Genomic DNA, 23,836 nt, shown 5'->3' with positions numbered 1-23,836 from the left:
CCGCGCCGTGGTCGTCCGATCAACCCGTCAGGGTCGCGGTCAGGTGCCCCACCGCGTGCCGTGCGGTGCGGCCGACACCGATGAGTGTCGCCGACGCGGGCCCGGTCCAGTCGCCGTAGCCGAGAAAAACGATGGTGGGTTCGCCGGCGGCGTGCAGACCGTCCATCGCGATACCGCCGTCAGCGGTGGGCAGGTGCAACGGCTGGAGATGCCGCAGCGCCGGCCGGAATCCGGTGCACCACACCACCGCATCGACCCGTTCGACGCCGCCGTCGCCGGTGACGACGCCGTCGGCCGTGAGCGCGACGAACATCGGGTGCGCCCGCAGAGCGCCGCGATCGCGGACGTCCCGCACCGACGGAACCATGACGACGTCGCCGAGACCGGCGACACCGCCGGTGTCGTGGTCACCCGCGGCGAGTGCGCGGGCGCGGCGGGTGGCGACGTCGAACAACACACGGCCGTCGACGTCGTCGGGCAGGAACCGCGGGGGCCGGGTGGTGAACCAGAGGGTGTCGGCGACGGTGGAGATCTCGGCGAGGATCTGCGCGGCGGAGTTGCCGCCCCCGACCACCGCGACCCGTTGCCCGGTGAAGGTGTCGGGTCCGTCGTACTGCGCGGTGTGGGTCTGACAGCCCCGAAAGGTCCGCATGCCGGGGTAGGTGGGCCAGAACGGCCGAGACCAGGTGCCGGTCGCGTTGATCACCGCCTGCGCCGACCAGGATCCCGCGGTGGTCTCGACCAAGTACCCGGAACCGTTGCGGCGCACCGCGGTCACGGTGACGGGTCGCTGCACCGGCAGCTCGTACCGTTGTTCGTACGCGCTCAGGTAGTCGACGACGTGCGACCTGGGCGGGAACTCCTGCGGAGACAGGGGCATAGGCCACCCCGGCAACCGGGAGTGCGCGGCGGGGGAGAACAGATGCAACGACGGCCAATACTCCCGCCATGACCCACCAGCGGCCGGCTGGTCATCGAGAATCACATGCTCCAGGCCCGCTCGGCGAAGGTAGTACCCGGCGGCGAGACCTGCCTGCCCACCGCCGATGACCACCACCCGAATGTGGGTGGTGGTCATCAGCGGGTCCTCAGTCGATGCTGTCAATCTTGCAGGCGCGCAGCGAGTTCGTCGACGCGAGCGGCGATGTCGTCGCGCACCAGACGCATCCGCTCGATGCCCTCGATACCCCGGGTGGACGGCTCGTCGGTGTCCCAGTTCAAGTAGGTCGGTCCCTCGACCGGGTCGACGGTCGCTTCTGCGCCGAGAGTGATCACGTAGTCCATCCGGGACAACAGGTCCGGGTCGATCGGCTTGGGGTGCTCGCCGGTGAGATCGACCCCGACTTCGAGCAGCGTCTGCGCCGATAAAGTATTGACCGCGTTTCCGGGGGCGGTGCCGGCGGAATGCACCTCGACGTCGTCGCCGGCGGCTTTGCGCATCAGCCCTGCCGCCATCTGCGACTTACCGCCGTTCTTCACGCACACGAACAGCACACTCGGGGTGCTCATCGCGCTGCGTCCGCTTCTGCTGGAACGAGTTCGGTCAGGAGATCCTCGGCGCGGGCCTTGATCTGGTCGCGGATCGGGCGCACCGCCTCGAGGCCCTTGCCGGCGGGGTCGGGCAGCGCCCAGTCCCGGTAGCTGACGCCCGGGAAGACCGGGCAGGCGTCGCCGCAGCCCATGGTGATCACGACGTCGGAAGTCTCCACGGCGTCGGGGGTGAGGATCTTGGGGGACTGGTCGGAGATGTCGATGCCGATCTCGGCCATCGCCTCGACGGCGGCGGAGTTGATGGTCTCGGCGGGGGCGCTGCCGGCGGAGCGGACCTCGACGGCGCCGCCGCCGAGGTGGGCGAGGAAGCCGGCGGCCATCTGCGACCGGCCCGCGTTGTGGATGCAGACGAACAGCACGCTGGGTGTGTCGGACATGGGGGAGTGCACCTTTCGGGTGTTCAGCAGTGGTGATGTGTCAGGCGTGCGCGGGGGCGCTCAGCTTGGCGAGGAGCGTGGTGATGCGGGTGTCGAGGTCGTCGCGGATGCGGCGCACCTCGTCGAGGTTCTTGCCGTCGGGGTCGTCGAGATCCCAGTCCAGGTACCGCTTTCCGGGGTAGACAGCGCAGGCGTCGCCGCAGCCCATCGACACCACGACGTCCGCGGCGGCGACGACGTCGTCGGTGAGCGGCTTCGGATACGCATCACCCAGGTCTATGCCCAGCTCGTCCATGGCCTCGACCACGACCGGGTTGATCTCGTGCGTGGGCGCGGACCCGGCGGAGCGGACATGGACGCGCCCGGCGCCGTGGTGGGTCAGCAGTGCCGCCGCCATCTGCGAGCGGCCCGCGTTGTGCACGCAGATGAACAGCACCTCCGGCACTTCCTTCGGTGCGTCGCCGGTCGACTGCGCGAGAGCGGTCAGGCGGTCGGCGGCGAACCGTCCTGCGAGGGTGGTCAGGTGGGTGTGGATCTTCGAGGTGCGGCGCAGGGCGGTGTAGGACTCGAAGACGTACCGCTCCACCGTCTGCGGGGAGAAGATGCCGGCGTAGTTCGCCGACAGTGTCTGCGCGGTGCGGGTCAGCACCGCCTGAGGCATGAGCAGTTCCGGTTGTGCGCGGTGCTCGGACATCACGATTCCTTGCTCTGGGGTACCGGCGCGGTCGCGGACGGCGAGGAGGTGAAGCGCTTGCGGAGAGCGAGCGAGACGTAGACCAGGCCCACGAGGACGGGGACTTCGATCAGGGGTCCGACGACGCCGGCGAGGGCTTGGCCGGAGGTGGCTCCGTAGGTGGCGATCGCGACGGCGATGGCGAGTTCGAAGTTGTTGCCCGCAGCGGTGAACGCCAGCGTCGTGGTGCGGGCGTAGCCCAGGCCCATGGCAGCGCCGAGGGCGTATCCGCCGCCCCACATCACTGCGAAGTAGACGAGCAGTGGCAGTGCGATGCGGACGACGTCGAGCGGCTGGGAGGTGATGCGATCGCCCTGCAGGGCGAAGAGGATGACGATGGTGAACAGCAGGCCGTAGAGCGCCCACGGCCCGATTTTCGGGATGAACGACGACTCGTACCACTCGCGGCCCTTGGCGCGTTCGCCGAAATACCGAGAGGCGAATCCGGCGATCAACGGAATGCCGAGAAAGATCAGGACCGACTTCGCGATCTGCCAGGGGGACGCCTCGATAGTGGTCTGCTCGAGGCCCAGCCAACCGGGAAGGACGGACAGGTAGAACCAGCCCAGGACGGCGAACATGATCACCTGGAACACCGAGTTGATCGCCACGAGAACGGCGGCGGCTTCGCGGTCGCCGCAGGCGAGGTCGTTCCAGATGATGACCATCGCGATGCACCGGGCGAGGCCGACGATGATGAGCCCGGTGCGGTATTCGGGTAGGTCGGGGAGGAACAGCCAGGCCAGCGCGAACATCAGAGCTGGGCCCAGGATCCAGTTGAGGAACAACGATCCGGCGAGCAGTCGCTTGTCTCCGGTGACGGTGTCGAGCCGGTCGTAACGCACCTTGGCCAGCACCGGGTACATCATGATCAGCAGGCCGATCGCGATCGGCAGGGAGACGCCGTCGACGGAGATGGACGACAGGGCGTCGTTCATCCCGGGGATCAGTCGTCCGAGCAGGAGCCCGACGACCATCGCGACGCCGATCCACACCGGCAGGAAGCGGTCGAGGGTGGAGAGCTTGCCGACGACGGCGGGGTGGTCGCTGGTGTTCGCCGCGGTGCTCATGCCGTCACCAACGCAACACCAGCGGTGTTCGCCTCATCTGCGGTCGGATCCGTTGCGGCGAGAACGGACGACAACTGCTGCAACGCAGCGGGAATGACCCAGTAGTAGACCCAGGTTCCGCGGCGCTCGCAGTCGAGCAGGCCGGCTTCGCGCAGGACCTTGAGGTGGTGGGAAATCGTCGGCTGCGACAGGTCGAAGGACCCGGAGATGTCGCAGACGCACGCCTCGCCGCTCTCGTGACTGGCCACCAGGCTCAGCAGGCGCAGACGGACCGGGTCACCGAGTGCCTTGAACATCCGAGCCAGATCACCGGCCCAGTCGATGGTCAGAGGTTCTCGGACCAGCGGGGAGCAGCACTCGCTGTCCGACGCCGCGATGGGCACGGTGTGATTCGACATGCGTCTATATTGACGATCGACGAATCAGTGGTCAAACGAACAACGCGTGAACGATCCCGATCGGAGCGTCGGAGCGCGTCGGTGGTGCGGGGTCAAGAGGCGTTGTCGCCGGTGACACCGGGCTCGTGCCTCGCGGCGGTCTCGGTGTGGAAGGTGATCAGGTTGCCGTCGGTGTCGACGGTGGCGAACTCCGTCGATCCCCAGTCCGTTGTGACGGGGCGGCCCACGTCTGCGCGGTGGAGAACGCCCGCTCGGGACATCTCGGTGTAGAGGTCGTCGATCTCGTCCACGGCGATGCGGCAACTGGCAGTGCCCGCGAGGAACGTCTCGGCTCCACTGCACACCGGCCACGGCGCAGGGTCGGTGCGGGTGGTCCAGCTGTCGTCGTCGGCGGCCCAGAGGTGGATTTCGACGTCGTCACGGGTGAGCTTGGCGAAACTCGAGTCCGAGTACTGGGTCGTGAAGCGGAACGAGCGGGCATAGAACGCGACGGAGGACTCGATGTGTCGTACCGGCAGCGCGGGGACCACTCTCGACATGCCCATGGGCAACACTAACGCCGACGCCCGGCACGAGGAACCGGCTGACACCACACCCGCGGCGCGGCTAATGGTGGCCCGGAGCCGTGAGAATCAAGCCGGCGGCGTCGTGACCTCTGTACGGAGCGCCGCGGCCAGTCGATCGACGGTCGGACGTCCGACCGTCCATCTCAGGCAATGATCTGATCCACTTACGGGTCAGTGTGTGTAGCGGTAGCCGGGAGGTAGCCCGCTCGTCGTCAACGATCTCTCGTTTCTCGGGCAGCGTGCGTCGGGTCTGCAACACCCGCACTTCACCTGCATCGGACGGACTCGATACTCGAGACGGCACTCATCACTTATTCATGACTTTCATTTCGTTCCCACCCGGATTGTGGTGGTCCCGTGTGGTCAATCGACTCTTAATCCCTGCTGGTCAGGTAGACTTTTGTGGTTCCAATAGGATTCCTGGCATTCGGCGAGCATAGTCACTGGGTCCGGGGTTCGAGTCCCTGTGGGCGCACCACAAAGGGCCCATGATCAGCAGTTAGCTGGTCAGGGGCTCTTCTGGTTTCGGTGCCACTCACTACTTATTCATGACTGCAACTCGAAACTCGAGGTTTCGGGTCTTCTCGGCCATATCGAACGACGCATTGTGCCCGCTCAGGCGGCTGCAAAGTTGTCTGTACCGGGTCCAATGACCTGCGGTGCAGGCTGCTCGCGCCCACTGCGACGCCTGGGGTGCCACCGTCCGCTACAGAGAGTTCGGACGGCGACATCGTCCCCCGGGCGGAGTGGGGGTTGCTGTGCATCGTGGGAGCGCCCCTGCCGTACATCTACACCGTCGAACTCCGATCTCCGACTCGACCGGGGGCGACGAGCTCATCACCGCACTGTGGACCACCACCGAATGTTGCACGCCGATTAGGGTGGGCACGTCGGCGTCCCCGAATACGCCAGCGACGAGGCGGACCGATTCTTCACCCGGCACCTGAGACAAGGCCGGCCCTACCGGTCGAGGGATCGGCGACTGTGAATCGAAGATTTTCCGGGCGGGGCATAATGCAATCTCGCGTCAGAGCCCGCCGTCCGAACTTGGACGGCGGGCGAAGATCCACGGAATCTACGTGGGCTGGGAATCGAGATCGAACGCGCCCGAGCAATTCCGCAGAACCGGCCGTAGGTCCGCTAGCTCGTCATGATCAAGCCCACGGTCAGAGATCGGCCACCAGCGGTGCGACCTCCGTTCCCAGTAGCTCGATGCCGCGGAGCAGATCACTGTGAGCCAAGCGGGGATTGGTCATCTGCAGGGACAGCCGATCCACACCGCCGAGCTGTTCGCCCACTCGCGCGATCTTGTCGGCCACCGTCTGCGGGTCACCCATGAAAAAGGCACCGTTAGGTCCGGACGTGGCATCGAACTGCGCTCGGGTCGGTCGCGCGAATCCTCGCTCCCGCGAGATCTTCGTGAACATCTCGTTCCACCCGGGGTAGATGGTGTCCGCCGCCGCCTGCGTGCTCTCCGCGACGAACCCGAACACGTGCAGGCCCACCTTCAATTTCTCCGGCGCATGACCTGCCTGCGCACCCGCGCGGCGGTACAGATCGACGAGCGGCGCGAACTGGCGCGGCTCACCGCCGATGATCGCGATCATCAGCGGCAACCCCAACAGACCTGCGCGAGCGAATGATTCGGGACTGCCGCCGACACCCACCCAGATCGGCAGAGGATCCTGCATCGGACGCGGATAGATGCTCTGCCGCGTCAGCGCCGGCCGGTGCTTGCCCGACCACGTCACCTCGACGTTGTCCCGGATCTGCAGCAGCAGCTCGAGCTTCTCGATGAACAGCGAGTCGTAGTCGGCCAGGTCCAGACCGAACAGGGGGAACGACTCGGTGAACGAGCCGCGGCCCACGACCAGATCCGTCCGCCCCTTCGAGATCAAATCCAGGGTGGCGAATTCCTGGAAAACTCGCACCGGATCGTCCGCGCTGAGTACCTTGACCGCACTGCCCAGCCGGATTCGTTCCGTGCGAGCTGCCGCGGCCGCGAGGATGATCGATGGAGCGGAATCGAAGTACTCGCTGCGGTGGTGCTCGCCGATCCCGAACGAGTAAAGACCCACCCGGTCGGCGAGGGTGATCTCCTCGAGCAGGTGCTCCATTCGCTCGGCAGCGCCGATCACGCGGCCGTCGGTCGGGTCGGTCACGGAGGACACGAAGCTGTCCACACCTACATGCATTGCTGAACCTCTCGGTCGGGGCCACGACGTCGACCCTGGTTTAGTTTACAAGTCAACCATCTCGACCGAGAAACTGTTCCCAGGGCTACCCACCTCTCCGCGCCCCTGATCGGCACGGCTGCTGATCAGGGGCCCTTTGTGGTGCGCCCACAGGGACTCGCACCCCGGACCTTTACTGACACTCGACGGCTATGCCGCCCCGCAACCTGGCACCCGGGGCGGCAACTGGGACAAGAACACAACCCAGCTCGACGAGCACCGCCTCGCGCAGTACAGCCAGACACAGCTACCTCTACCGAGCCGGGAGAAACACTCCATGACCGAGCCTCTCAGCTTCGAGGTCGTGGTATCGAGACGGCGGCGATACGCCGCAGCGACGGATGGACCGTGTACAGCCCTTCTCGGGCTGAGCGCACTGATCGGTCGGTTCCCCGAGCAACGCCACAGCGAAAGACAAGTGTTCTACGCCCGCTGCGCCAGTTGGTGTTCACCTTCCACGCAGCCGCTGCACCGCTGGAAGGTCAGGTCAGATCAGGCGGTGGCGTGGTGGGACGGCCGGCAGCAGTGTCGCGAAGCCACTGCGGTACCTCTCGTCCGCTTCGCTCGCGGATGGCGATGGAGGCGCGGGCAGCGGCAGCAGCGACCCTGGGCCGCTCGGCCGGTCGGTCACTGCGTTCCTCGGTGGCGGTCATCGGGGGTCCTCCTGCTGCTCGCTCTGGCTGTCAGTGTCCTCGGTTTCGGTCGGCGGCACCAGCGCCCGCCGTGCCGCTGCACGGTCGGTGACAGCGACCAGAACGTCTTCCTCGGTCCTGGTGGTCAGCGCCGAGTCGGTGACCGTGGCGTAGATGTCCCGGCCGAGTTCGGCCTCGTCGCCGTTGTCACTGGTGTGCGTTCGAGGCACCATGTGATCCGTTGCCAGGCCTGGGTGCGCTTGTCTGTGACAGTGCATTGTTGGACGGTGAGAGGAACGCCGACGACCAATAGACGAGAATGTGGTACGTCGTCTCCGTGCACGGCGCTGGGGTCCGGTCGGACCCGAGGGTGTCGGCGTGGTCATGGTGGCGTCCTGTGTTCACTCGGCCGCGGCCCGAACGGCCTCGCTCGCAGTGCGTTTGGGTAGTCTTGCTGTTCCGTCTGTGGGCGATCGCCTTGATGATCGGAGCTGAGCTGCGAGTGATCGGCACACCGGGATGCCAGACGGCGGTCCGCCGTCCAGGGTCTGTTGTATTCGCGAGGAGAGTAGGGTTCGCGCCGCGGCTCCGTCGTGGCTCACTGCGCTGCACTCGATCGTGTCATGGTGCTCGCCACAGGGAGTCTCGATCGATGCTGTCGGGTGAGCAGTGGCCGGCGAGTGCCATGACGAGGTCGAATTCGGCAACGATATTGGCGACGACGTCGGCGGCACCGGCGGCACCGGCCAGAGCGAGTCCGTACATGTGCGGTCTGCCGATGCACACGGCGTCGGCGCCCAGGGCGAGTGCCTTGAACACATCCGACCCTGATCGGATTCCGGAGTCGAACAACACCCTCACGCGTCCGTCGACTGCGTCGACGACCCCCGGCAAAGCGTCAGCGGCTCCGATCGCTCCGTCGATCTGTCGTCCCCCGTGGTTGGACACCATGATTCCGGCGACGCCGAGATCGACGGCGCGTCGGGCGTCGTCGGGATGCAGAACGCCTTTCAAGACGATCGGCAGGGACGTGCGGTCCTGCAGTCCGGCGATATCGTTCCAGTTCAGGCTTTCTCGCGAGTAGATGTCGGTGAACGTCGTCACCGCGGTGCGCGGCTCGGGCGACAGGAGATTGGCCACGGTGCTGCCCGGTGCGTTCCGTGCGATCGAGAACAGGGTGGACAGCGCGGACAGTGCACTCGACGGGCCCGTGATGGGGAGATTCGGCTTTTCGGCGCCGGCCGCCAGGCGCTCCGCGACGATCGAACGGAACCGAGCATCCGAGGTGTATTGGCTGATGCCGATGCCACGTGAGAACGGTAGCGACCCAAGGTTGAGGTCCTGTGGTCGCCATCCCAGCAGTGTCGTGTCGAGGGTCACCGTGATCGCACTAGCACCGGAGCGCTCGGCCCGCGTGAGCAGGGAATCGACCAGGTCGTCGTCGGTCGACCAGTAGAGCTGGAACCACCGCGGGGACCCGGGCGCGATCCGGTCCATGCCGGCAGCGACCTCCTCCATCGCGACGGACCCCTGGTTGGAGAAGATGTAGGGAAGTCCCAGTGTGGCGGCGGCTTGGCCGATCAACAGATCTGCCTGTCGATGCACTGCGCCCCCGGCTCCGACCGGAGCGAACAACACGGGTGCCGGAAGCGTGAGGCCGAGGAGTTCGCTTTCGGTGGTTCTCGCAGACACGTCCCGAAGGACCCGAGGCACGATGTTCCACCGGTCGAGAGCGCGGCGGTTGTTGTCCATCGTGGTGCCGGAGCCGGCCCCACCCGCAATGTAGGCACGCGCTCGGTCGGACATCTTCGTGAGTGCACGCCGTTCCAATCCCGGGAAATCCGTGGGAACAGTCGGTGTTCGTCCGGCCACCCCCGCTGTGTAGATGTGGTTTTGGCGTTCGCGTCCGGTGGAGAGTGGCATGTGCGGATCCGTTCCCGAGTCGTGGCCCACTTGGTCGGCATTGCCGTCAACCGGTCGATGGTGCGTCGGCATGGCGGGGACGGTACACGAGCTCGGATTAGCGAGGAATGCGCAGCTCAAGGGTGTGCAGCGGCACAAATTCGGTGAGGTCTCCGTGTGCGCGGTTGCCCTTGCGTCCTCGTCCGCCTCGTCGTTCACCTACAAGGTTGTGCGCCGTCTCGTCATGAAAGCCGTTGCTCGTGCGACCGGGGTAACTGACAGCAATGATTCCCGACTGCTATTGCGGTCTGGATCGGAACCGTGATGGTCCCACATGGTCATGTGACTCTTGATCCACGCTACTGAGGTGGGATTCATGGTCCCACTGGATTACCGAGTTCGGCCGGGGACAGTCACTGGGTCCGGGGTTCGAGTCCCTTCTGGTTCAGATGCTACTCACTACTATTTTTCGAGACCGTGGACCACAGGTCTGACGGCGAGGTGCCGATGTGACGTCGACACGGCGTGCGTGTCCGGTGATGAGTTCGGCAGCGCACCCGAGTCGACACGGCATGACTACACACACGCTCGCCGTTTCCGGCGCCACCATCACCTACGACGTCCATGGTCCACTGACCTCGGATACACCCCTGTTGCTCATCGGTTCACCGATGGATGCGAGTGGGTTCACTACGCTCCGTACGCATTTCATCGATCGACCGGTCGTGACCTACGACCCACGCAACACCGGCCGCAGCGTCTGTGGCGAACCCACGGCTGCGGTCACGCCGTGGCAGCACGCCGACGATCTGGATGCGTTGATCACAGCGCTGGGGTCCGGACCTGTCGACGTGTTCGCGTCGAGCGGCGGCGCGGTCAACGCCCTCGTCTGCGTCGAACGCCGGCCGGGCGCGATCCGAACTCTCGTCGCCCACGAGCCACCCGCCGGTGGTGCACTCGCTGACCACAACCACATCTCGGCTGCCTGCACGCACATGGTGGAGTCCTACGACGCGGCGGGGACGGGGCCGGCGATGGCCGAGTTCATCCGCCTGGTGATGCACCGCGGTCCTGTCGACGACGCGTACCTCGCAGGGCCGGCGCCGGACCCGGCGCAGTTCGGACTCCCGACCGAGGACGACGGTTCTCGTACCGATCCGCTGATGTCGAACATGCGTGGACTGGGCGTCGATTACGTGCCCGACGTGGAGCGTCTGACGGCAGCGTCGACTCGCATCGTCATCGCAGTAGGCGAAGAGTCCGGTGGGCCTGAGGACGGCGAGATGGCCGGTCGTGCAGCGTATGCGGTGGCCCGTCTGTTGGGCCAGGACGCTGTCGTCTTCCCCGGCGGACACCAGGGGTTTCTCGGTGGTGAGTACGGTCAGACGGGCCGGCCCATCGAGTTTGCCGCAGCGCTCCGGACGTGGTTGGACTGTGCTGGATGAGGCGTGCCCGAGTCTGGGTGCGGCAGCAACGGCAACTGCAGCACAGTCGGATTCTCGGAGCGAAAAGCACGCGAAGTGACCCGGCAGTCGGAGAACCTGCGCACGAGGTTCGCGCTCATTGCCGAGTGATCGTTACTGCTGCGAACAATATCGTCGAAACGTTGACTCGGTCCCGATACGAGGTCGATTCTGAGTAGATGACAACCACCAACGAATCGGAGCATCTCGCGGCGGTGCAGGACCGGCTCACCGCCGCCCTGCCCGGGGTGAGCCGACACGACATCGAACAGACCGTGGCGGCCGAGTATGCCCGCTTCGAGGGACGCTCGGTGCGCGACTTCGTGCCGCTGTTCGTCGAGCGCAACGCACGAGAGGCACTGCGCTCCGTCGCACCGCACTGACACCACCTGTCGCACAGCAGTACACGGCCGCCCAGAACGTGGGCGACCGTGCACGGTGCGGACATTCACCGATCGCGTGCGCTTGCTGCAGCGCGGATCAGATCGGCCCGGGGTGTGTCAGCTGAAGAAGCTGAGTCCGTCGAGGAAGTCGCCGCTGCCGCCGAAGATGTCGGACAGGGCGCCGAGGAAGTCGACGAAGCTTGCGAGGTCGGTGATCATGGGAGCTCCCGTGGTCGAGTGGTGGTGGCAGGAATGCCTGTTCATTGGTACCGAGCATTGGTGAACTAACGGTGGATCATCGGTTGTCCCAATGGGGTTGCCGCCGTGAACGGTTCCGATCAGACCGGGGTGATCACGAGCAGCTGAGCCCAGTACGCGGCGGTGTGCTCACCGAGGTAGGGGAGCAGGGTGTCGAAGAGGATGTAGGACATCGGGGGGCTCCTCGGGTCGGGTCGTGGTGGGGCTGCGCCGAGTGAGGGGTGCCCGCTCCGCGGGTAGCCGGAGTGGCGGTGCGGTGAACAGCGGGTGTCGACTCGGCTCACCGCCGGGTGGGACGGCTCGTCGGCCGCGATGATGGTGCGATGAGCACGAGTCAGGCCGAGGGCCTTCGCGGGATGATCGAGTTCGCGCGTCGGTGGTTGCCCTACGGCGGCGGTCCTGACGAGGAGATCCTCGTGACGTTCGGTGTCCCCGGGTATCGGTTTCACGAGCGGCTCGCTCGCGTCCTCGACAGCGGAGACCCGACGGTGACGCAGGCGTTGTCGGCGCCCGAGATCGCGGCGCTACGTCTGCAGTGCCGTACCCGCTCGCTGCATCGCCACAACGTCCCCGCCTGGCAGTGATCCTCTGGTCCTCGAGACGCCTCGTCAGCTGCCGCTGATTGGTCTTCGACGACACTCACCGCGACTGCGCGAGGTGGGATGCTTCCGGCCATGACTGGTCGACACGTGGGACTCGCGTTGTTTCTGGTGGTGACGGTTGCTCTCGCGTCCTACGGCGTGCTGACCACTCCTGAGCCGAGGTCGGTCGCCGAGATCGGTTCGGCCGATCGCTTCGTCTGCGCGTTGCCACAGGACGTCGGCGGCTATCTCGCGGCCCCGCCGCTGCAGCAGAGCGTCGCTCCCCGTCCGGCGCGGGGCACGGTGCCCGAGGGGTTCGAGCCGGTGGCAGCCGTGGTGTGCGACATCGGTATCGGAGACCACGTCGAGGCCGACGGGACCGTGACCTACGTCGAACGCCGCTACGCCGGGGACTTCGGCAGCGCTGTGCGGGAGCTGAACGGGCCGCCCACCCGTCGCTTGATCTTCGACGCCGAATGTCTTGCGTCCGTGCTCGCTGCGGCGCCGGTCGACATGTGGCTCGTCGACGTGGACGGACGCGCCGTACAACCGTCGTACCCGCGTGGTGACTGCGGCCTGGACAACACGCTGGGACTCGCCGAGATTCTCGAGCTCCCGGAGGTAGAGGCCACCGAACACCGCGTCCGCCTCGATGCTGCCGGGATCGCCTACTTCTACTCGTGCTCGCCGATCGTCTCGACGCCGGTGCCGGGGTCTCGGTCGCTACTCGACCTGACGTTGACACCGTCCGGGTTCTGCCGTTTCGACACCGCCGGGCCCGATCTGATGCTCACCGGGGCGGATCGGTACGAATCCGAGCCGTACCTCGACTGGAACGCCGCCCTCATCGACGTCGAGCCCGCCGGTCCCTGCGATGAACGCGCGACGTCGCTGGCGACCACCTCGGCGCAGTCCACGATCGGGGACGAGTTGGTCATGATCGACGTCCACATCGAACTCGACGGCTGCCGGCGCATCCTGGCCGACGGCTTCACTCCGTTGTCGGCGCCCGCTTCTGTCGTCGACTCGATCGTCAGCGCAGCGTCGTGACTTGACGTCTGTCGGCCACGTCGGGTCGAGCCGTGACGGCCGTGGTTTCCGTTGATCGCCGTTCACAGAGCAGAACGTGGTTGGGGCGCACGTTTCACCACTCGACGCCTGCATGGTTGCGCGTCGACCACGACCGTGGCACCGGATCACGCCAGTCCGGCCAGCAAAGCTCTCAGTCGAAGATCCGCCGACGGACATTGGTGTCCGCGAGGTCCACGAGTTCGTCGGCTCGGCCGGACAGGATCGTCCGAATGCCGTACAGCGTGAACCCCTTTGCCTGCTCGAGGGTGATCTTGGGGGGAATGGAGAGCTCCTGTGCCGCGGTGACGACGTCGATGACGGCGGGGCCGTCGTACGCGAACGCGTCGGTCAGAGCCGCCTCCAGATCCTGCGGCTTCTCCACTCGTCGGCCGAACATCCCCAGAGCCTGTGCCACAGCAGCGAAGTCGGGGTTCTTCAAATCGGTGCCGTAGTTGACGATGCCGGCAGCCTTCATCTCGAGTTCGACGAAGTTCAACGACGAATTGTCGAAGATGATGACCTTGACCGGCAGACCGCTCTGCATCAACGTGATCAGCTCACCGAAGCCCATCGTCAACCCGCCGTCGCCGGCGAAGGCCACCACCTGCCTTCCGGGCTGAGCGGTCTGCGCACCGATCGCCAACGGGAGAGCGCAGGCCATCGATCCGTGATTGAACGACCCGAGCAATCGGCGCTTGCCGTTCATCGTCAGGTACCGGGCAGCCCACACGACAGGCGACCCCACGTCGACGGTGAAGACGGCGTCGTCGTCTGCCAGCTCGTTCGCCATGCGCGCCAGATACTCCGGCCGGATGGGTGTGCGGTGCCGGTCGTCCACAGCGAACGAATCGAGATTCTTGCGTGTCTTGCGATAGTGCTTGACCGATGTGTCCAGATGCTTGCTGTCCGTCTTGGCGTGGACACGGGGGAGCAGAGCGTCCACGGTGTCGGCGACGGTGCCCACCAAGCCGACGTCCAGGGTCGCTCTGCGGCCCAGGTTCTGGCCGCGGATGTCCACCTGGATGATCTTCGCGTCGTCGGGATAGAAGTTGCGGTACGGAAAATCGGTGCCCAGCATGAGAAGAACGTCGGCATGCGAGATCGCGCGGTACCCCGAGGCGAAGCCGAGCAGGCCCGTCATCCCCACGTCGTAGGGATTGTCGTATTCGACGTGCTCCTTGCCGCGCAGTGCGTGCACGACAGGAGCCTGCAGCGCGCCGGCGATCTCGAGCAGTTGTCGATGCGCACCCGCCACACCGGCGCCGGCCAGAATGGTGATGTTGTCGGACGAGTTCAGGATCGACGCGGCCTCGTCGAGCGAGGCATCGTCGGGACGCACGTGGGACGTGGTCGCGCGGATGGCCGGGGTGGCCTTTCTCTGTTCGGCATGCGCCAGCAGCACTTCGCCAGGGACGACGACCACTGCGACACCGCGTTCCTCGATCGCCGCCCGCATCGCCATCGCGAACACGTGTTCCGCCATCTCCGGGTCACTGACCAGTTCGCAGAAGACACTGCACTCCTGAAAGAGGTTCTGTGGGTGAGTTTCCTGGAAGTACTGCGATCCGATCTCGCTGCGCGGGATGTGCGCCGCGATCGCGAGCACGGGGACACGGCTGCGGTGCGCGTCGAACAGCCCGTTGATCAGGTGGAGATTGCCGGGACCACAACTGCCGGCGCACACCGCGAGTTCGCCGGTGATCGCCGCGTCACCGGCTGCGGCGAAGGCGGCAGTCTCCTCGTTGCGGACGTGCTGCCACGTCATGCCGTCGTTCCGGCGGATCGCGTCGGTGAAGCCGTTCAGCGAATCGCCCGGGAGACCGTAGACGTGGGTCACGCCGCTCTCGGTCAGGGTCTGCACGAAATGGTCTGCCACGGTCGCCATGGCGAACAGTATGCGCCGGATCCGCACCGGAAGCGTTGTGGAACGGGTAACCGATCGTCCTGGCTCGGACGCTCGTGGAGATCGGTGAGGACCGGCGAAAGCGCTCTGGGCGAATACTGCAGCAGGTGCCCGGGCGAGTTCTGGGGACAGCCGGGCCTATGTCGTCCCGGGGAGCGTCAGAATGGGTCCATGCTGACCGTGCCGTCGGACCACATCGTGACGAGACGTCTGACAATTCGTCGGGAGACGGCCGATGACGCTGCCGCTGTGGCCGCGTCCATCGGCCGCAATCGCGACCGACTGCTGCCGTGGCTCGGATGGGCGACCGAGGAGGCTGCCTCCGTCGAGGCGCAGACTGTTCGGATCACCCGGAGCGGTGAGCAGTGGGACGCCGGGTTGATGTTCGACTATGCGATCTTCGATCGAGCGACGGGGACATTCTGGGGCAAGATCTCGATGCACCGCCGAATCGGACCTCGCGGTGTCGAGCTGGGGTACTGGCTCGATGGCGCGGCCGAAGGGCGAGGCGTGATGACCGAAGCAGTCGCCATCATCCGGGACGAAGCACTCGGTCTCGACTGGGTGGACCGGGTCGAAATCCACTGCGACGCGGCCAACGTCAGGAGCCGAGCCATCCCACGCCGACTCGGTTTCGAACTCGACAGATCAGAGTCGCGTGTCGCGACGGCCGCATCGGAGACGGGAATGTGCACCATCTGGCTGCAGAGAAAGACGACGAGCGGAAGGCGGTGAGCTCGATGACGAACGACGCGCCGACCGATCGTGGGCCCGTGTTCGACGGTGTCCGCATCGGTAGGCCTGCGACGGGCGCGTTGATCGACGCCGGGTATCGCACGGTGCTCGACCTTCCGGCGGACCTCGCGGTGTTGTCCGCGCTGCACGGAGTGGGGCCGTCGGCGATCAGGCGGTTGGCCGAGGCGCGCGGCGATCGGCGTTGACGGGAACGATCCCTTCCACCTCCAAGGTATAGCGCACGGTGGGGCTTGCGGCAAGCCCCCGCGGTCGGCGCAGAATGGCTCGCTCGATGCCATGACCTGCACGTTTCCCCGATCGGAGCCGACCTGTGGACACCGTGTTCGCCCTGCCCCCGCACCGCCGAGCCAAGGCCGACCCCGCCTCGATCGCGGCGGATGATCGACATCTCGCCAGAATCGACGCGGCCCTGCGTCGGTCCCTCGCGGATCTCGAACGACGCCTCGCCCGGACTCGCGCCGCCCCTGGCCGATCCGGCCAGGACGCGATGGAACGCGACCTGGAGACACATCGACTCACCGCTGAGATCCGCGCAGTGCGTCGTGTCGGGCGGGACATGTGTCTCGGGCGACTCGTGCCGGCGGACGGAACGGAGCCGGTGTACGTCGGGCGGCGCGGACTCCTCGACGAGGCCGGTCATCCTCTGCTCGTCGACTGGCGCTCACCAGCAGCAGCACCGTTCTTCGCCGCGACCCCGGCACGTCCGATGGGTGCTGCCTGGCGGCGTCGTTACCGGTGGACCGGAGGACGAGTGAGCGATTACTGGGACGAGGTGTTCACCGCTGAGATCCCCGACGGCGCCGTGGCATTGGACGATCGGTCGGCCTTCGTCGCCGATCTCGGGGCGGCGCGGTCGTCCCGCATGCGCGACGTGCTGGGCACCATCGCAGCGGACCAGGATGCGATCGTCCGCGCCCCGTCCAGAGGAGTGCGTGTGGTGGACGGCGGCCCCGGAACGGGAAAGAGCGTGGTCGCGCTGCACCGTGCGGCCTACCTTCTGTATGCGGATCCGCAGGTCGGGCACCACCGCGGCGGGGTCTTGGTGATCGGACCGCACGGGCCCTACCTGTCGTACGTCGCCGACGTGCTTCCTGATCTCGGAGAGGACGGCGTCCGGGTGTGCCTGCTCGACGAGATGGTTCCCGAGGGCCGGAATGCAGTAGCGGAGGCCTCACCACGCGCCGCCGCGGTGAAAGGCTCCGCGTCGATGACGGAGATGATCGATCGCGCGATCCGCTTCTACGAGACTCCGCCCGCGAACGACATGGTCGTCGAGACCGAGTGGGGTGCAGTGCTGCTCCGGGCAGCCGACTGGGCGGAAGCCTTCACGGCACCCGACGCGGAGACTCCGCACAACGATGCGAGAGAGGAGATCTGGGCGGCGCTGAGCGACATCGTCGTCGACCGCCTCGCCGGCGACGTGTCGGCCGCCGAGCTGACGTCGTCGCTGCGGGCGATCGACGAGCTTCGCGACAGCGTCGAGTCGTCGTGGACGGTGATCGAAGCTCCCGATGTCGTCGCCGACCTCTGGGCCGTGCCGGCATACCTACGCCATTGCGCGCCCTGGTTGGACGAGGACGACAGGGCCGCGGTCCGCAGAGACCTCGGTGCGCCCTGGACGACTGCGGATCTCCCTCTTCTCGACGTCGCTCGTCGCCGCCTCGGAGACCCACGGGCGACGACAATGCGCGTGCGCCGTGCCCGGACGATCGCCTCCGAGCGTGCGCGCCGACGCGCGGTGGTCGACGATCTCGTCGAGTCCGACGATTCGGAGCTTCGTGTCATGTCGATGCTCCGCGGCGACGACTTGCAGAATATGCTGGACTACAACGAGTTTCCGACGGGCGAACCGGATCGGCTTGCTGGTCCGTTCTCCCACGTCGTCGTCGACGAGGCCCAGGAACTGACGGATGCGCAGTGGCAGATGATCCGTGCCCGCTGCCCGTCGGGCAGTCTCACGGTGGTGGGTGACCGCGCGCAGGCCCACAGCGGTTTTCCGGAATCCTGGGAGGCGCGGCTGGCGCGTGTCGGATTCACCGACGTGGCGGTGTCCACGCTCGACGTCAACTACCGCACACCGGCCGAGATCATGGCCGCGGCCGAACCGGTCATCAAAGCGGTCCTCCCCGACGCGAACGTGCCTCGTTCGGTCCGCAGCACCGGGGTGGTCGTTCGCCACGCCGGAGTGGACGACCTGGACGCGATTCTCGACGAGTGGGCCGCGGCCGGCGAGGGCGTGGCATGCGTCATCGGTATGCCGGCTCGGCCGGACACCGAGCGGATCCGTTCTCTGAGCGCACGGTCGGTCAAGGGGCTCGAGTTCGATCTTGTCGTCCTCGTCGAGGGGCCGGGTGTGGACAGCGCCGTCGACCGATACGTGGCGATGACGCGGGCGACGCGGCAACTCGTGGTGCTGAGCTGATCGACTGGTGCGGGTGGGATGGTTCCGAGACGGCATTCCTGGTGTCCCTCGTCGGTCGAGACCTCGTCTGTCTCAGAGTTGGGTCGGGGTGTTCCCGGATGTTCGGGCGAGCGGAACGTTCCTAGTGTCGATCGTGTGCAGACACCCTTGGAGACGACGCGCATGAGTATGCCTGCGGCGGTGGCCTTTCTCCTCGCTGCGGCAGCCGGGCTGCTGCATGCGGCCGCGAGCGCGTACTGGGCGGTGGGAGGTCGATGGCAGCTCGCCTCGGTGGGGGACTGGGCGGTGACCCTGGCCGACGACCGACCGGTGGCGAGCGGTCTCGCGCTCGGTGTCGTCGCTGTCGTGAAGGCCGGCGCTGCTGTCCTCCCGTGGGTGACCGAGCGGGTCCGAGGCCACCGTTATCGGCAGGTCCGCGTGTGCGGGTGGTGCGCGGGCGGTGCGCTGTTCGTGTGGGGCGCAGTGTCGACGGTGTCCGCGGTAGCGGTGCTCGTCGGCGTCATCGTGCCCGACGGCGGGTACGACCGGACCGCGATGATCGGGCATGCCGTGGTCTGGGATCCGCTGTTCACGGTCTGGGGAGCAGCGCTGCTGACCGGGTTGTGGTCCACCACGCACCGGGCCACAGCGCTGACGGGAGTACGACGATGACCGCGGCACGACGAGTCGTCGCCGTGTTTCTGGGCGCCCTGACACTGCTCGCACTGTCGATCTGCCCAGCGGCCGGTCGAGGGCACGACGAGGAGTCTTTGCAGGGCCTCGTCACTCGGTGGGCCTCGGAGATCGGTGCACCGGGCATGGCCGCACGGATCGTCGACAGCGACGGTGCACGGTCTGCGGCATTCGTGGGAGTCGACGGGGACGGTCACGACATCGACGGGTCGACCCCTTTCGTCTGGGGGTCGGTGTCGAAGCAGTTCGCGGCAGCGACAGCGAGGGGCCTCGAGCGCGAGGGTGTTCTCGACGCCACAAGCCCTGTCGTCGAGGTGGTCCCGCAGGCTCGCCGAGTGCTCTCCGACCCCGCAGTGACCGTCGACGACCTCGTTCATCACACCAGCGGGCTGCCGCACGACATCACCGTCACGGACGAGTGGACCCGAAGGGGTTCCGCGACAGACGCCGTCACCGCCCTCGACGCGCCGAAGGGGGCTGGTCCTCGTGGTGAGTTCCGGTACTCGAGTCTGAACTACCTGCTCCTGCAGGCTGTGATCGAGCAGGCGGCAGGGTCCTCCTACGCGGACGCCGTGCGCCGCGTCGTACTCGATCCCGCCGGTAGTGACGCCATCACCGACCCGCAGCTGTTCGTCGACAGTGTTCCGCGGGGACACGTTCCGTTCTTCGGTTCCACCCGCCCGGTCGACGTCGGTGTCGATTCGGCGGGGTTGGGATACGGCTACCTCGCCGGTTCCATCGATGACCTGGGACGCTATGCGTCGTGGCGACTGCGGGAAGGTCACGACGGCGAAGCCCGGTATCGCGAGGTGCCGACGGCTCAGGGTTCGACCTACGGTGACGGCCTGTTCCACGAGAGAATCGATGGCCACGATGTCTGGTGGCATGCGGGTGCGGTGCCCGGCTACTACACCTACGTCTCTCTGATTCCGTCCCTGGACACAGCAGTTGTGGTGGCGACGAACCGATACGGTGAGATCGAGGCCGATCGACTCGCGGCCGTCGGCCGGAACCTGACGACGTCGGTGACGGGTGGACGGACGAGCGAGCTTCCCGAGTCCTCGGCGTCCACCATGCTCGGAGCGCTCGCTGCGATCATCGCGACGCTGGTGGTCGGCATCGGCGTTCACGCGGTCCGCATCGTCTCGGGCAGGACGCCCCAGCGGACCAGAGCAGTCGCCGTCGTGCGTGGGGTCGTGGCGGTCGGGGTAGGGACAGCGGCCGCTGTCGCTGTCCTGTTCGGACTGTCTGCGACGACCGGCGTGGGGTTGTCGGTGGCAGGCAGGTGGGCCCCGGACGTGGCTCTGCTGGTGTGGATGTTGCTCGGGGCGATCGCTGCGGCCGCCGTGGTCGACGTGCTCGGGCAGGTCGTGGGGTGCCGACGTGTCCGTGGGGCGCAGTGAGGTCAGGCATCGGGAGTGTCGCTGGTGTGCACTCGCCGACGCCCTGTCCGGCGTTCACACGAGGTCGCGGCGGCGCAGAGCCCACGATGCGGTAGCCAGAAGTGCTGTGGCCACGATGACGAGGATGAACGCGGCGGTGAGTGGAACCGGCGCGCCGACGTCGGCGGGAAGATGCGTGTGCGGTGCTGTGTCGCGCAACCACTGGGGAGCGCCGATGAGGGTACCGAGCGGCCCCAGCAGCAGGTCGAGGACGACTGCGGCCCATCCGACTGCGATCCACCGGCTTCCGAATCCGTATGCGGCGTAGGCGATCGCGGCGACGGCAAGGGTTGCCGGCAGCTGCGACACCGCTCCGACGAGCACGTCGACGACACCGGGGCCGTCTCCGCCGACGGCAGCAGCCCCGGTGACGAGCCCGACACCTGCCAGAAGCAACACGAGGGTTGCCGTGACTGTCGCCGTGGCGGCAGCGGCGAGCAGACGAGACGCGCAGGTGCCCGACCACGGTGTCACGCCGAACTCGTGGGCGAAGGCAGCGATGAACCCGCTGCTGGTGCTGTAACCCACTGCTGCCGTGTCGGCGAGGTGTGTCCCCGCTCGAGAAGGTCGGCCGCAACGATCATTCGAGCGCGTGTCCGCCAGCATCCGTAGGTCAGTCCCGTATCGGCGGCGAATGCTCGCTGGATCGTTTTCTTACTGACTACGGCACCAACAGGAGCTTTCAGCGCTACACGAAAACGATCAACGCTTTCGCCGCGGCCATGGACAATGCCACCGTGTCGGAAGGACAGTAGAGCCGGAGTGCCCGGGCGCACCGATGCGTCACGTACGGCGTTCGCTCTGTCCGAACACACGTCGACGAACTACGGCGCCGGCGACACTACACACCACAGCGCAGACAAGGCCGCTCGCGACGGCGACGCCCGGTGCGAGGGAGGTCAATCCCGCAACGAGTGACACCCATGCGAGGACCACTGCGCCGGTCTCCAGGCGCGCCGCCAGGACTGGCCCTGTTCTCCGTCTGTGCGCCGACACCGCCTTCAGGTGCAACCCGTAGGCGGCATAGACCGTGGTGTACGCACCGATGCAGAACGCGAACACACCCACCGCGAACCACCCGGGGACGACGTCGTAGGGAGCGTCGCCGAGGGCGGACACTGCGACGACCGAGATGGGCACCACCAACGCCGTTCCGATGTACAGGAGGACGGCGAGGCCCAGCACCGAATCCTTGGGCGACGACGTCCACGACATCGCACCACTGTAACCAACTGATCGGTCTAGATCGTGCTCGCCGCTGCCGCGCATGGGCGGGTCACGGCGTGTCCGTGCGAGACCTGACCGAGAGAATCGCCGCGACCACTGCTCCGACCAGCAGGAGGAGGACCACGTCGTCGCTGCGATCGGCCGCCGACGTGCCTCCCCAGGTCGCCACGCGCACGATCACCGCAAGTAGGTAGAGGCCGATCGCGGCGGTGCGTGGATTTCCCATGACGGCACCGTATGCCTGTATCGACGCCGCATCAACGCCGAAGGCGAATGAGTGGCAGCGCACGAATGGTCTATCGCTCGACGGTGTCAGGTCCGGTGCGCTGCCCCTCTGGAGAACTTTCGGCCGAATGTGCCGATCCTGCTGCGGGTATCGGCACCGACTCTTGCGCTGCGTCGCGGGACGTGTCATTCTCGGACGCATGACAACCGGAAAGGCGGACACCGCCACCCTCGCGTGAGCGCCGCAGCAACACCCTTCGCGGTCAGGGCAAGAACCGCATCGTCATCGATTCATCAGATGGCATCCGTACCCACGTTGCGGGACACGTGGCTCGCGCTGGGTGTGTCCACTCTGCCGTCCGACAGGCCGACCGCCGAGGCCGCCGTAGCGGATCTGTACAGGCATGCAGGGTTCCGTTGTCCCGAGTTCGTGTGGGTACCGTCCCCACCGGCCGGCGCCGAACTGATTGTCTCCGAACAGTTGTCGAGTACGAACTCCCTGACGTCCGGTGCTGCCGCTCGAATCGCGTCGACCGTCTCAGGGTCACGCGAACGCATGGACAACCGCACGGGCGGGGTGTCGCGACGATGGCCTTCCGACAGTCGCTCACTCTGGGCTGCACGCACGCAGCCACTGGCGGAGTCCGCGCGGCAGGGGATCGCGCCCGACGAGTTGCTGCGAATTGCGGTGTGGGATTCATTGCGCACCAGTCTGTTCGATGGAGTGGCGGCCGCTGTGCGGTCACTCGTTCAGCGACCGACGGGAAGCGTGGCGTGGTACGGGCAGCAGGAAGCGCACCGGCTCGCGTACTACGACATCCATCGCACACTGGGCATCTCTGCCTTCCGCGGTACGGATCACGCCATCCTCGATACTCAGACAGCCCTCGCGGGGGCGACCGGCTGGTGGTGGGCATTCGACAGTGTCTGCGTCATGTCCGAGCGACCTGGAATTCTTCAGACCGAACCTCTTCCGGGAGCGGTGCACAACGAACGGCGACTGCACGGACAGAACGAGCCCGCAGTCCAGTTCGCCGACGGACGATCCGTTCATGTCGATCACGGAACCATCGTTCCCGAGTGGGTGATCACCGAACCCACCGTCGAGCGCATCGCACGCGAACGGAACATCGAGGTACGACGGTGCGCCATCGAGCGCATCGGGTGGGACGTCTACATCGACGAGGCCGGACTCGAGCTCGTCGACCGGACGGACGATCCGGGGAATGCCGGCGCCCCGCTGTCGCTCTACGCCACGCCGACCAGCTGGGTGGACGACGGCCGAATCCTGCTCGTGGTCAACGGTTCTGTCGAGCGGGACGGTCGGCGGCGACGCTACGGGTTGCCGGTTCCGAACGGCATGACGTCCGCGCTCGACGCCGCCGGATGGACCTACGGCATCACCGGCGACGACTACTCCTGTCTCGTGCGCCGCACGTGACCACATTCCGACGACCCGAGGTGACTTCGATGACCACGACCATGACTCTGTCCACACTCACGGCCCTGACCGGCCTCGACGTCTTCGACTATCTCGATCGAGACGTGTCGATACCCGTCGTCGACGGGCTTCAAGCTCAGGGCGACCTGATCGTCGTGCCGCGTCCGATGATCCTCCACGTACAGGCATTTCGGGGCACGCGGTCCGACGACGTGCCCCTCACCGGCGTCGAACTGCTTCGCAGCGCTGCCGGCGGCAACCCTCACAGTCTCGTCTGCGAGAAAGGCCACTGCATGTGGTCCACTCCGGTGTTCGATCCGAACGGCCTTGCGTTGGGCATCCTCGACACCGAGGTCACGGCGTACTTGATTCATCCCGAACACGGTGCGACAGGAATCGCGCCGGGCTCCTACGTCATCAGCAGGCAACGCGAGCGTGGAGTGGGTCGACACTTCCGATCAGCGCGGTTAGTCGCGGATTGACGCACGCGACCAGCCAGGGGCGCGGCTGACACCGCGCCCCTGGTGAC

General features: G+C 66.6%; 26 protein-coding genes. 11 read left to right on the top strand and 15 right to left on the bottom strand.

From position 1 onward, the window contains the following. Window positions 1-19: 19 nt before the first annotated feature. The 11 genes from HQ312_RS10480 to HQ312_RS10430 form a co-directional block, all read right to left on the bottom strand. Window positions 20-1,078 (bottom strand): ArsO family NAD(P)H-dependent flavin-containing monooxygenase, encoded by a 1,059-nt coding sequence (locus HQ312_RS10480; protein WP_222638544.1) that lies wholly within the window; start codon window positions 1,076-1,078, stop codon window positions 20-22. A gap of 23 nt (window positions 1,079-1,101) precedes the next feature. Beyond that, window positions 1,102-1,509, bottom strand: a complete 408-nt coding sequence (locus HQ312_RS10475; protein ID WP_222638543.1) for a low molecular weight phosphatase family protein — start codon at window positions 1,507-1,509, stop codon at window positions 1,102-1,104. Further along, window positions 1,506-1,928 carry an arsenate reductase ArsC gene (locus HQ312_RS10470; protein ID WP_222638542.1) on the bottom strand — a complete coding sequence of 141 codons (423 nt, stop codon included), beginning with the start codon at window positions 1,926-1,928 and terminating at the stop codon, window positions 1,506-1,508. The genes HQ312_RS10475 and HQ312_RS10470 overlap by 4 nt, the downstream gene beginning before the upstream one ends. 40 nt (window positions 1,929-1,968) lie before the next feature. Beyond that, the gene (locus HQ312_RS10465; RefSeq protein WP_222638541.1) at window positions 1,969-2,622 is read right to left on the bottom strand and encodes an arsenate reductase ArsC; all 654 of its coding nucleotides are present in this window, start codon (window positions 2,620-2,622) and stop codon (window positions 1,969-1,971) included. Further along, window positions 2,622-3,731 (bottom strand): ACR3 family arsenite efflux transporter, encoded by a 1,110-nt coding sequence (gene arsB, locus HQ312_RS10460; RefSeq protein ID WP_222638540.1) that lies wholly within the window; start codon window positions 3,729-3,731, stop codon window positions 2,622-2,624. Before arsB ends, HQ312_RS10465 begins: the two co-directional genes overlap by 1 nt. After that, the gene (locus HQ312_RS10455) at window positions 3,728-4,129 is read right to left on the bottom strand and encodes a helix-turn-helix transcriptional regulator (RefSeq protein ID WP_222638539.1); all 402 of its coding nucleotides are present in this window, start codon (window positions 4,127-4,129) and stop codon (window positions 3,728-3,730) included. The genes arsB and HQ312_RS10455 overlap by 4 nt, the downstream gene beginning before the upstream one ends. 92 nt (window positions 4,130-4,221) lie before the next feature. Further along, the gene (locus HQ312_RS10450) at window positions 4,222-4,674 is read right to left on the bottom strand and encodes a VOC family protein (RefSeq protein ID WP_222638538.1); all 453 of its coding nucleotides are present in this window, start codon (window positions 4,672-4,674) and stop codon (window positions 4,222-4,224) included. Between the two features lie 1,187 nt (window positions 4,675-5,861). Further along, the gene (locus tag HQ312_RS10445) at window positions 5,862-6,890 is read right to left on the bottom strand and encodes an LLM class flavin-dependent oxidoreductase (protein ID WP_027505529.1); all 1,029 of its coding nucleotides are present in this window, start codon (window positions 6,888-6,890) and stop codon (window positions 5,862-5,864) included. A 521-nt stretch (window positions 6,891-7,411) separates the two neighbouring features. Further along, window positions 7,412-7,582, bottom strand: a complete 171-nt coding sequence (locus tag HQ312_RS10440; RefSeq protein WP_155957004.1) for a hypothetical protein — start codon at window positions 7,580-7,582, stop codon at window positions 7,412-7,414. Beyond that, window positions 7,579-7,794, bottom strand: a complete 216-nt coding sequence (locus HQ312_RS10435; RefSeq protein ID WP_261769312.1) for a hypothetical protein — start codon at window positions 7,792-7,794, stop codon at window positions 7,579-7,581. Before HQ312_RS10435 ends, HQ312_RS10440 begins: the two co-directional genes overlap by 4 nt. Before the next feature lie 388 nt (window positions 7,795-8,182). Continuing rightward, window positions 8,183-9,484 carry an alpha-hydroxy-acid oxidizing protein gene (locus HQ312_RS10430; RefSeq protein WP_222638537.1) on the bottom strand — a complete coding sequence of 434 codons (1,302 nt, stop codon included), beginning with the start codon at window positions 9,482-9,484 and terminating at the stop codon, window positions 8,183-8,185. A 704-nt stretch (window positions 9,485-10,188) separates the two neighbouring features. Here HQ312_RS10430 and HQ312_RS10425 point away from each other — a divergent pair. From HQ312_RS10425 to HQ312_RS10410, 4 genes are all read left to right on the top strand, one after another. After that, entirely contained in the window at window positions 10,189-10,908 is a 720-nt protein-coding gene (locus HQ312_RS10425; protein ID WP_374198291.1) for an alpha/beta fold hydrolase, read from the top strand. A gap of 197 nt (window positions 10,909-11,105) precedes the next feature. After that, window positions 11,106-11,309 (top strand): three-helix bundle dimerization domain-containing protein, encoded by a 204-nt coding sequence (locus tag HQ312_RS10420; protein WP_027505531.1) that lies wholly within the window; start codon window positions 11,106-11,108, stop codon window positions 11,307-11,309. A gap of 581 nt (window positions 11,310-11,890) precedes the next feature. Beyond that, the gene (locus HQ312_RS10415; RefSeq protein ID WP_222638535.1) at window positions 11,891-12,151 is read left to right on the top strand and encodes a hypothetical protein; all 261 of its coding nucleotides are present in this window, start codon (window positions 11,891-11,893) and stop codon (window positions 12,149-12,151) included. Window positions 12,152-12,241: 90 nt separating this feature from the next. Then, window positions 12,242-13,198 (top strand): hypothetical protein, encoded by a 957-nt coding sequence (locus HQ312_RS10410; protein WP_222638534.1) that lies wholly within the window; start codon window positions 12,242-12,244, stop codon window positions 13,196-13,198. 172 nt (window positions 13,199-13,370) lie between these two features. On the opposite strand, the gene poxB is transcribed toward HQ312_RS10410, so the two are convergent. Further along, complete coding sequence (gene poxB / locus HQ312_RS10405; protein WP_222638533.1) at window positions 13,371-15,104, bottom strand: ubiquinone-dependent pyruvate dehydrogenase; 1,734 nt, start codon at window positions 15,102-15,104, stop codon at window positions 13,371-13,373. 189 nt (window positions 15,105-15,293) lie between these two features. Between poxB and HQ312_RS10400 the strand changes: the two genes are divergently transcribed. The 5 genes from HQ312_RS10400 (at window position 15,294) to HQ312_RS10380 (ending at window position 20,375) form a co-directional block, all read left to right on the top strand. Then, entirely contained in the window at window positions 15,294-15,857 is a 564-nt protein-coding gene (locus tag HQ312_RS10400; protein ID WP_222638532.1) for a GNAT family N-acetyltransferase, read from the top strand. Window positions 15,858-15,862: 5 nt separating this feature from the next. Then, window positions 15,863-16,063 carry a helix-hairpin-helix domain-containing protein gene (locus tag HQ312_RS10395; RefSeq protein WP_222638531.1) on the top strand — a complete coding sequence of 67 codons (201 nt, stop codon included), beginning with the start codon at window positions 15,863-15,865 and terminating at the stop codon, window positions 16,061-16,063. Window positions 16,064-16,188: 125 nt separating this feature from the next. Then, window positions 16,189-18,300: an RNA polymerase recycling motor ATPase HelR gene (gene helR / locus HQ312_RS10390; protein WP_222638530.1), complete on the top strand. Its 2,112-nt coding sequence runs from the start codon at window positions 16,189-16,191 to the stop codon at window positions 18,298-18,300. A gap of 162 nt (window positions 18,301-18,462) precedes the next feature. Further along, complete coding sequence (locus tag HQ312_RS10385; RefSeq protein ID WP_027505536.1) at window positions 18,463-18,951, top strand: DUF3995 domain-containing protein; 489 nt, start codon at window positions 18,463-18,465, stop codon at window positions 18,949-18,951. Beyond that, entirely contained in the window at window positions 18,948-20,375 is a 1,428-nt protein-coding gene (locus HQ312_RS10380) for a serine hydrolase (protein WP_222638529.1), read from the top strand. The genes HQ312_RS10385 and HQ312_RS10380 overlap by 4 nt, the downstream gene beginning before the upstream one ends. 54 nt (window positions 20,376-20,429) lie before the next feature. Here HQ312_RS10380 and HQ312_RS10375 read toward each other — a convergent pair whose 3' ends face one another. The 3 genes from HQ312_RS10375 to HQ312_RS10365 all read right to left on the bottom strand — a co-directional run bounded on the left by HQ312_RS10375 (window position 20,430) and on the right by HQ312_RS10365 (window position 21,867). Further along, window positions 20,430-20,942, bottom strand: coding sequence for a hypothetical protein (locus tag HQ312_RS10375; protein ID WP_222638528.1), 513 nt, complete (start codon window positions 20,940-20,942; stop codon window positions 20,430-20,432). Between the two features lie 255 nt (window positions 20,943-21,197). After that, a complete protein-coding gene (locus HQ312_RS10370; RefSeq protein ID WP_222638527.1) occupies window positions 21,198-21,629 on the bottom strand; it encodes a hypothetical protein in 432 nt (143 codons plus the stop codon). Window positions 21,630-21,690: 61 nt separating this feature from the next. Next, entirely contained in the window at window positions 21,691-21,867 is a 177-nt protein-coding gene (locus HQ312_RS10365; protein ID WP_156380573.1) for a hypothetical protein, read from the bottom strand. Between the two features lie 768 nt (window positions 21,868-22,635). On the opposite strand from HQ312_RS10365, the gene HQ312_RS10360 reads away from it, so the two are divergent. Both HQ312_RS10360 and HQ312_RS10355 read left to right on the top strand, forming a co-directional pair. Then, the gene (locus tag HQ312_RS10360) at window positions 22,636-23,307 is read left to right on the top strand and encodes a DUF6745 domain-containing protein (protein WP_308123864.1); all 672 of its coding nucleotides are present in this window, start codon (window positions 22,636-22,638) and stop codon (window positions 23,305-23,307) included. A 29-nt stretch (window positions 23,308-23,336) separates the two neighbouring features. Further along, the gene (locus HQ312_RS10355; RefSeq protein ID WP_222629816.1) at window positions 23,337-23,789 is read left to right on the top strand and encodes a hypothetical protein; all 453 of its coding nucleotides are present in this window, start codon (window positions 23,337-23,339) and stop codon (window positions 23,787-23,789) included. Window positions 23,790-23,836 lie beyond the last annotated feature (47 nt).

The organism is Rhodococcus sp. BP-316 (assembly GCF_019836105.1).
GTDB lineage: Bacteria > Actinomycetota > Actinomycetes > Mycobacteriales > Mycobacteriaceae > Rhodococcoides.
This window is presented reverse-complemented; position numbering and strand designations above follow the sequence as displayed.

What these genes read in the sequence shown, in the direction of transcription:
- HQ312_RS10395 (WP_222638531.1), top strand. Translation starts at nt 15,863, where the DNA reads ATGACGAACGACGCGCCGACCGATCGTGGGCCCGTGTTCGACGGTGTC.
- HQ312_RS10370 (WP_222638527.1), bottom strand. Translation starts at nt 21,629, where the DNA reads ATGTCGTGGACGTCGTCGCCCAAGGATTCGGTGCTGGGCCTCGCCGTC.
- HQ312_RS10470 (WP_222638542.1), bottom strand. Translation starts at nt 1,928, where the DNA reads ATGTCCGACACACCCAGCGTGCTGTTCGTCTGCATCCACAACGCGGGC.
- HQ312_RS10480 (WP_222638544.1), bottom strand. Translation starts at nt 1,078, where the DNA reads ATGACCACCACCCACATTCGGGTGGTGGTCATCGGCGGTGGGCAGGCA.
- HQ312_RS10430 (WP_222638537.1), bottom strand. Translation starts at nt 9,484, where the DNA reads ATGCCACTCTCCACCGGACGCGAACGCCAAAACCACATCTACACAGCG.
- HQ312_RS10400 (WP_222638532.1), top strand. Translation starts at nt 15,294, where the DNA reads ATGCTGACCGTGCCGTCGGACCACATCGTGACGAGACGTCTGACAATT.
- HQ312_RS10440 (WP_155957004.1), bottom strand. Translation starts at nt 7,582, where the DNA reads ATGACCGCCACCGAGGAACGCAGTGACCGACCGGCCGAGCGGCCCAGG.
- HQ312_RS10475 (WP_222638543.1), bottom strand. Translation starts at nt 1,509, where the DNA reads ATGAGCACCCCGAGTGTGCTGTTCGTGTGCGTGAAGAACGGCGGTAAG.
- HQ312_RS10455 (WP_222638539.1), bottom strand. Translation starts at nt 4,129, where the DNA reads ATGTCGAATCACACCGTGCCCATCGCGGCGTCGGACAGCGAGTGCTGC.
- arsB (WP_222638540.1), bottom strand. Translation starts at nt 3,731, where the DNA reads ATGAGCACCGCGGCGAACACCAGCGACCACCCCGCCGTCGTCGGCAAG.
- HQ312_RS10385 (WP_027505536.1), top strand. Translation starts at nt 18,463, where the DNA reads ATGAGTATGCCTGCGGCGGTGGCCTTTCTCCTCGCTGCGGCAGCCGGG.
- HQ312_RS10380 (WP_222638529.1), top strand. Translation starts at nt 18,948, where the DNA reads ATGACCGCGGCACGACGAGTCGTCGCCGTGTTTCTGGGCGCCCTGACA.
- HQ312_RS10415 (WP_222638535.1), top strand. Translation starts at nt 11,891, where the DNA reads ATGAGCACGAGTCAGGCCGAGGGCCTTCGCGGGATGATCGAGTTCGCG.
- HQ312_RS10420 (WP_027505531.1), top strand. Translation starts at nt 11,106, where the DNA reads ATGACAACCACCAACGAATCGGAGCATCTCGCGGCGGTGCAGGACCGG.
- poxB (WP_222638533.1), bottom strand. Translation starts at nt 15,104, where the DNA reads ATGGCGACCGTGGCAGACCATTTCGTGCAGACCCTGACCGAGAGCGGC.
- HQ312_RS10445 (WP_027505529.1), bottom strand. Translation starts at nt 6,890, where the DNA reads ATGCATGTAGGTGTGGACAGCTTCGTGTCCTCCGTGACCGACCCGACC.
- HQ312_RS10435 (WP_261769312.1), bottom strand. Translation starts at nt 7,794, where the DNA reads ATGGTGCCTCGAACGCACACCAGTGACAACGGCGACGAGGCCGAACTC.
- HQ312_RS10465 (WP_222638541.1), bottom strand. Translation starts at nt 2,622, where the DNA reads ATGTCCGAGCACCGCGCACAACCGGAACTGCTCATGCCTCAGGCGGTG.
- HQ312_RS10410 (WP_222638534.1), top strand. Translation starts at nt 12,242, where the DNA reads ATGACTGGTCGACACGTGGGACTCGCGTTGTTTCTGGTGGTGACGGTT.
- HQ312_RS10450 (WP_222638538.1), bottom strand. Translation starts at nt 4,674, where the DNA reads ATGGGCATGTCGAGAGTGGTCCCCGCGCTGCCGGTACGACACATCGAG.
- HQ312_RS10355 (WP_222629816.1), top strand. Translation starts at nt 23,337, where the DNA reads ATGACCACGACCATGACTCTGTCCACACTCACGGCCCTGACCGGCCTC.
- HQ312_RS10365 (WP_156380573.1), bottom strand. Translation starts at nt 21,867, where the DNA reads ATGGGAAATCCACGCACCGCCGCGATCGGCCTCTACCTACTTGCGGTG.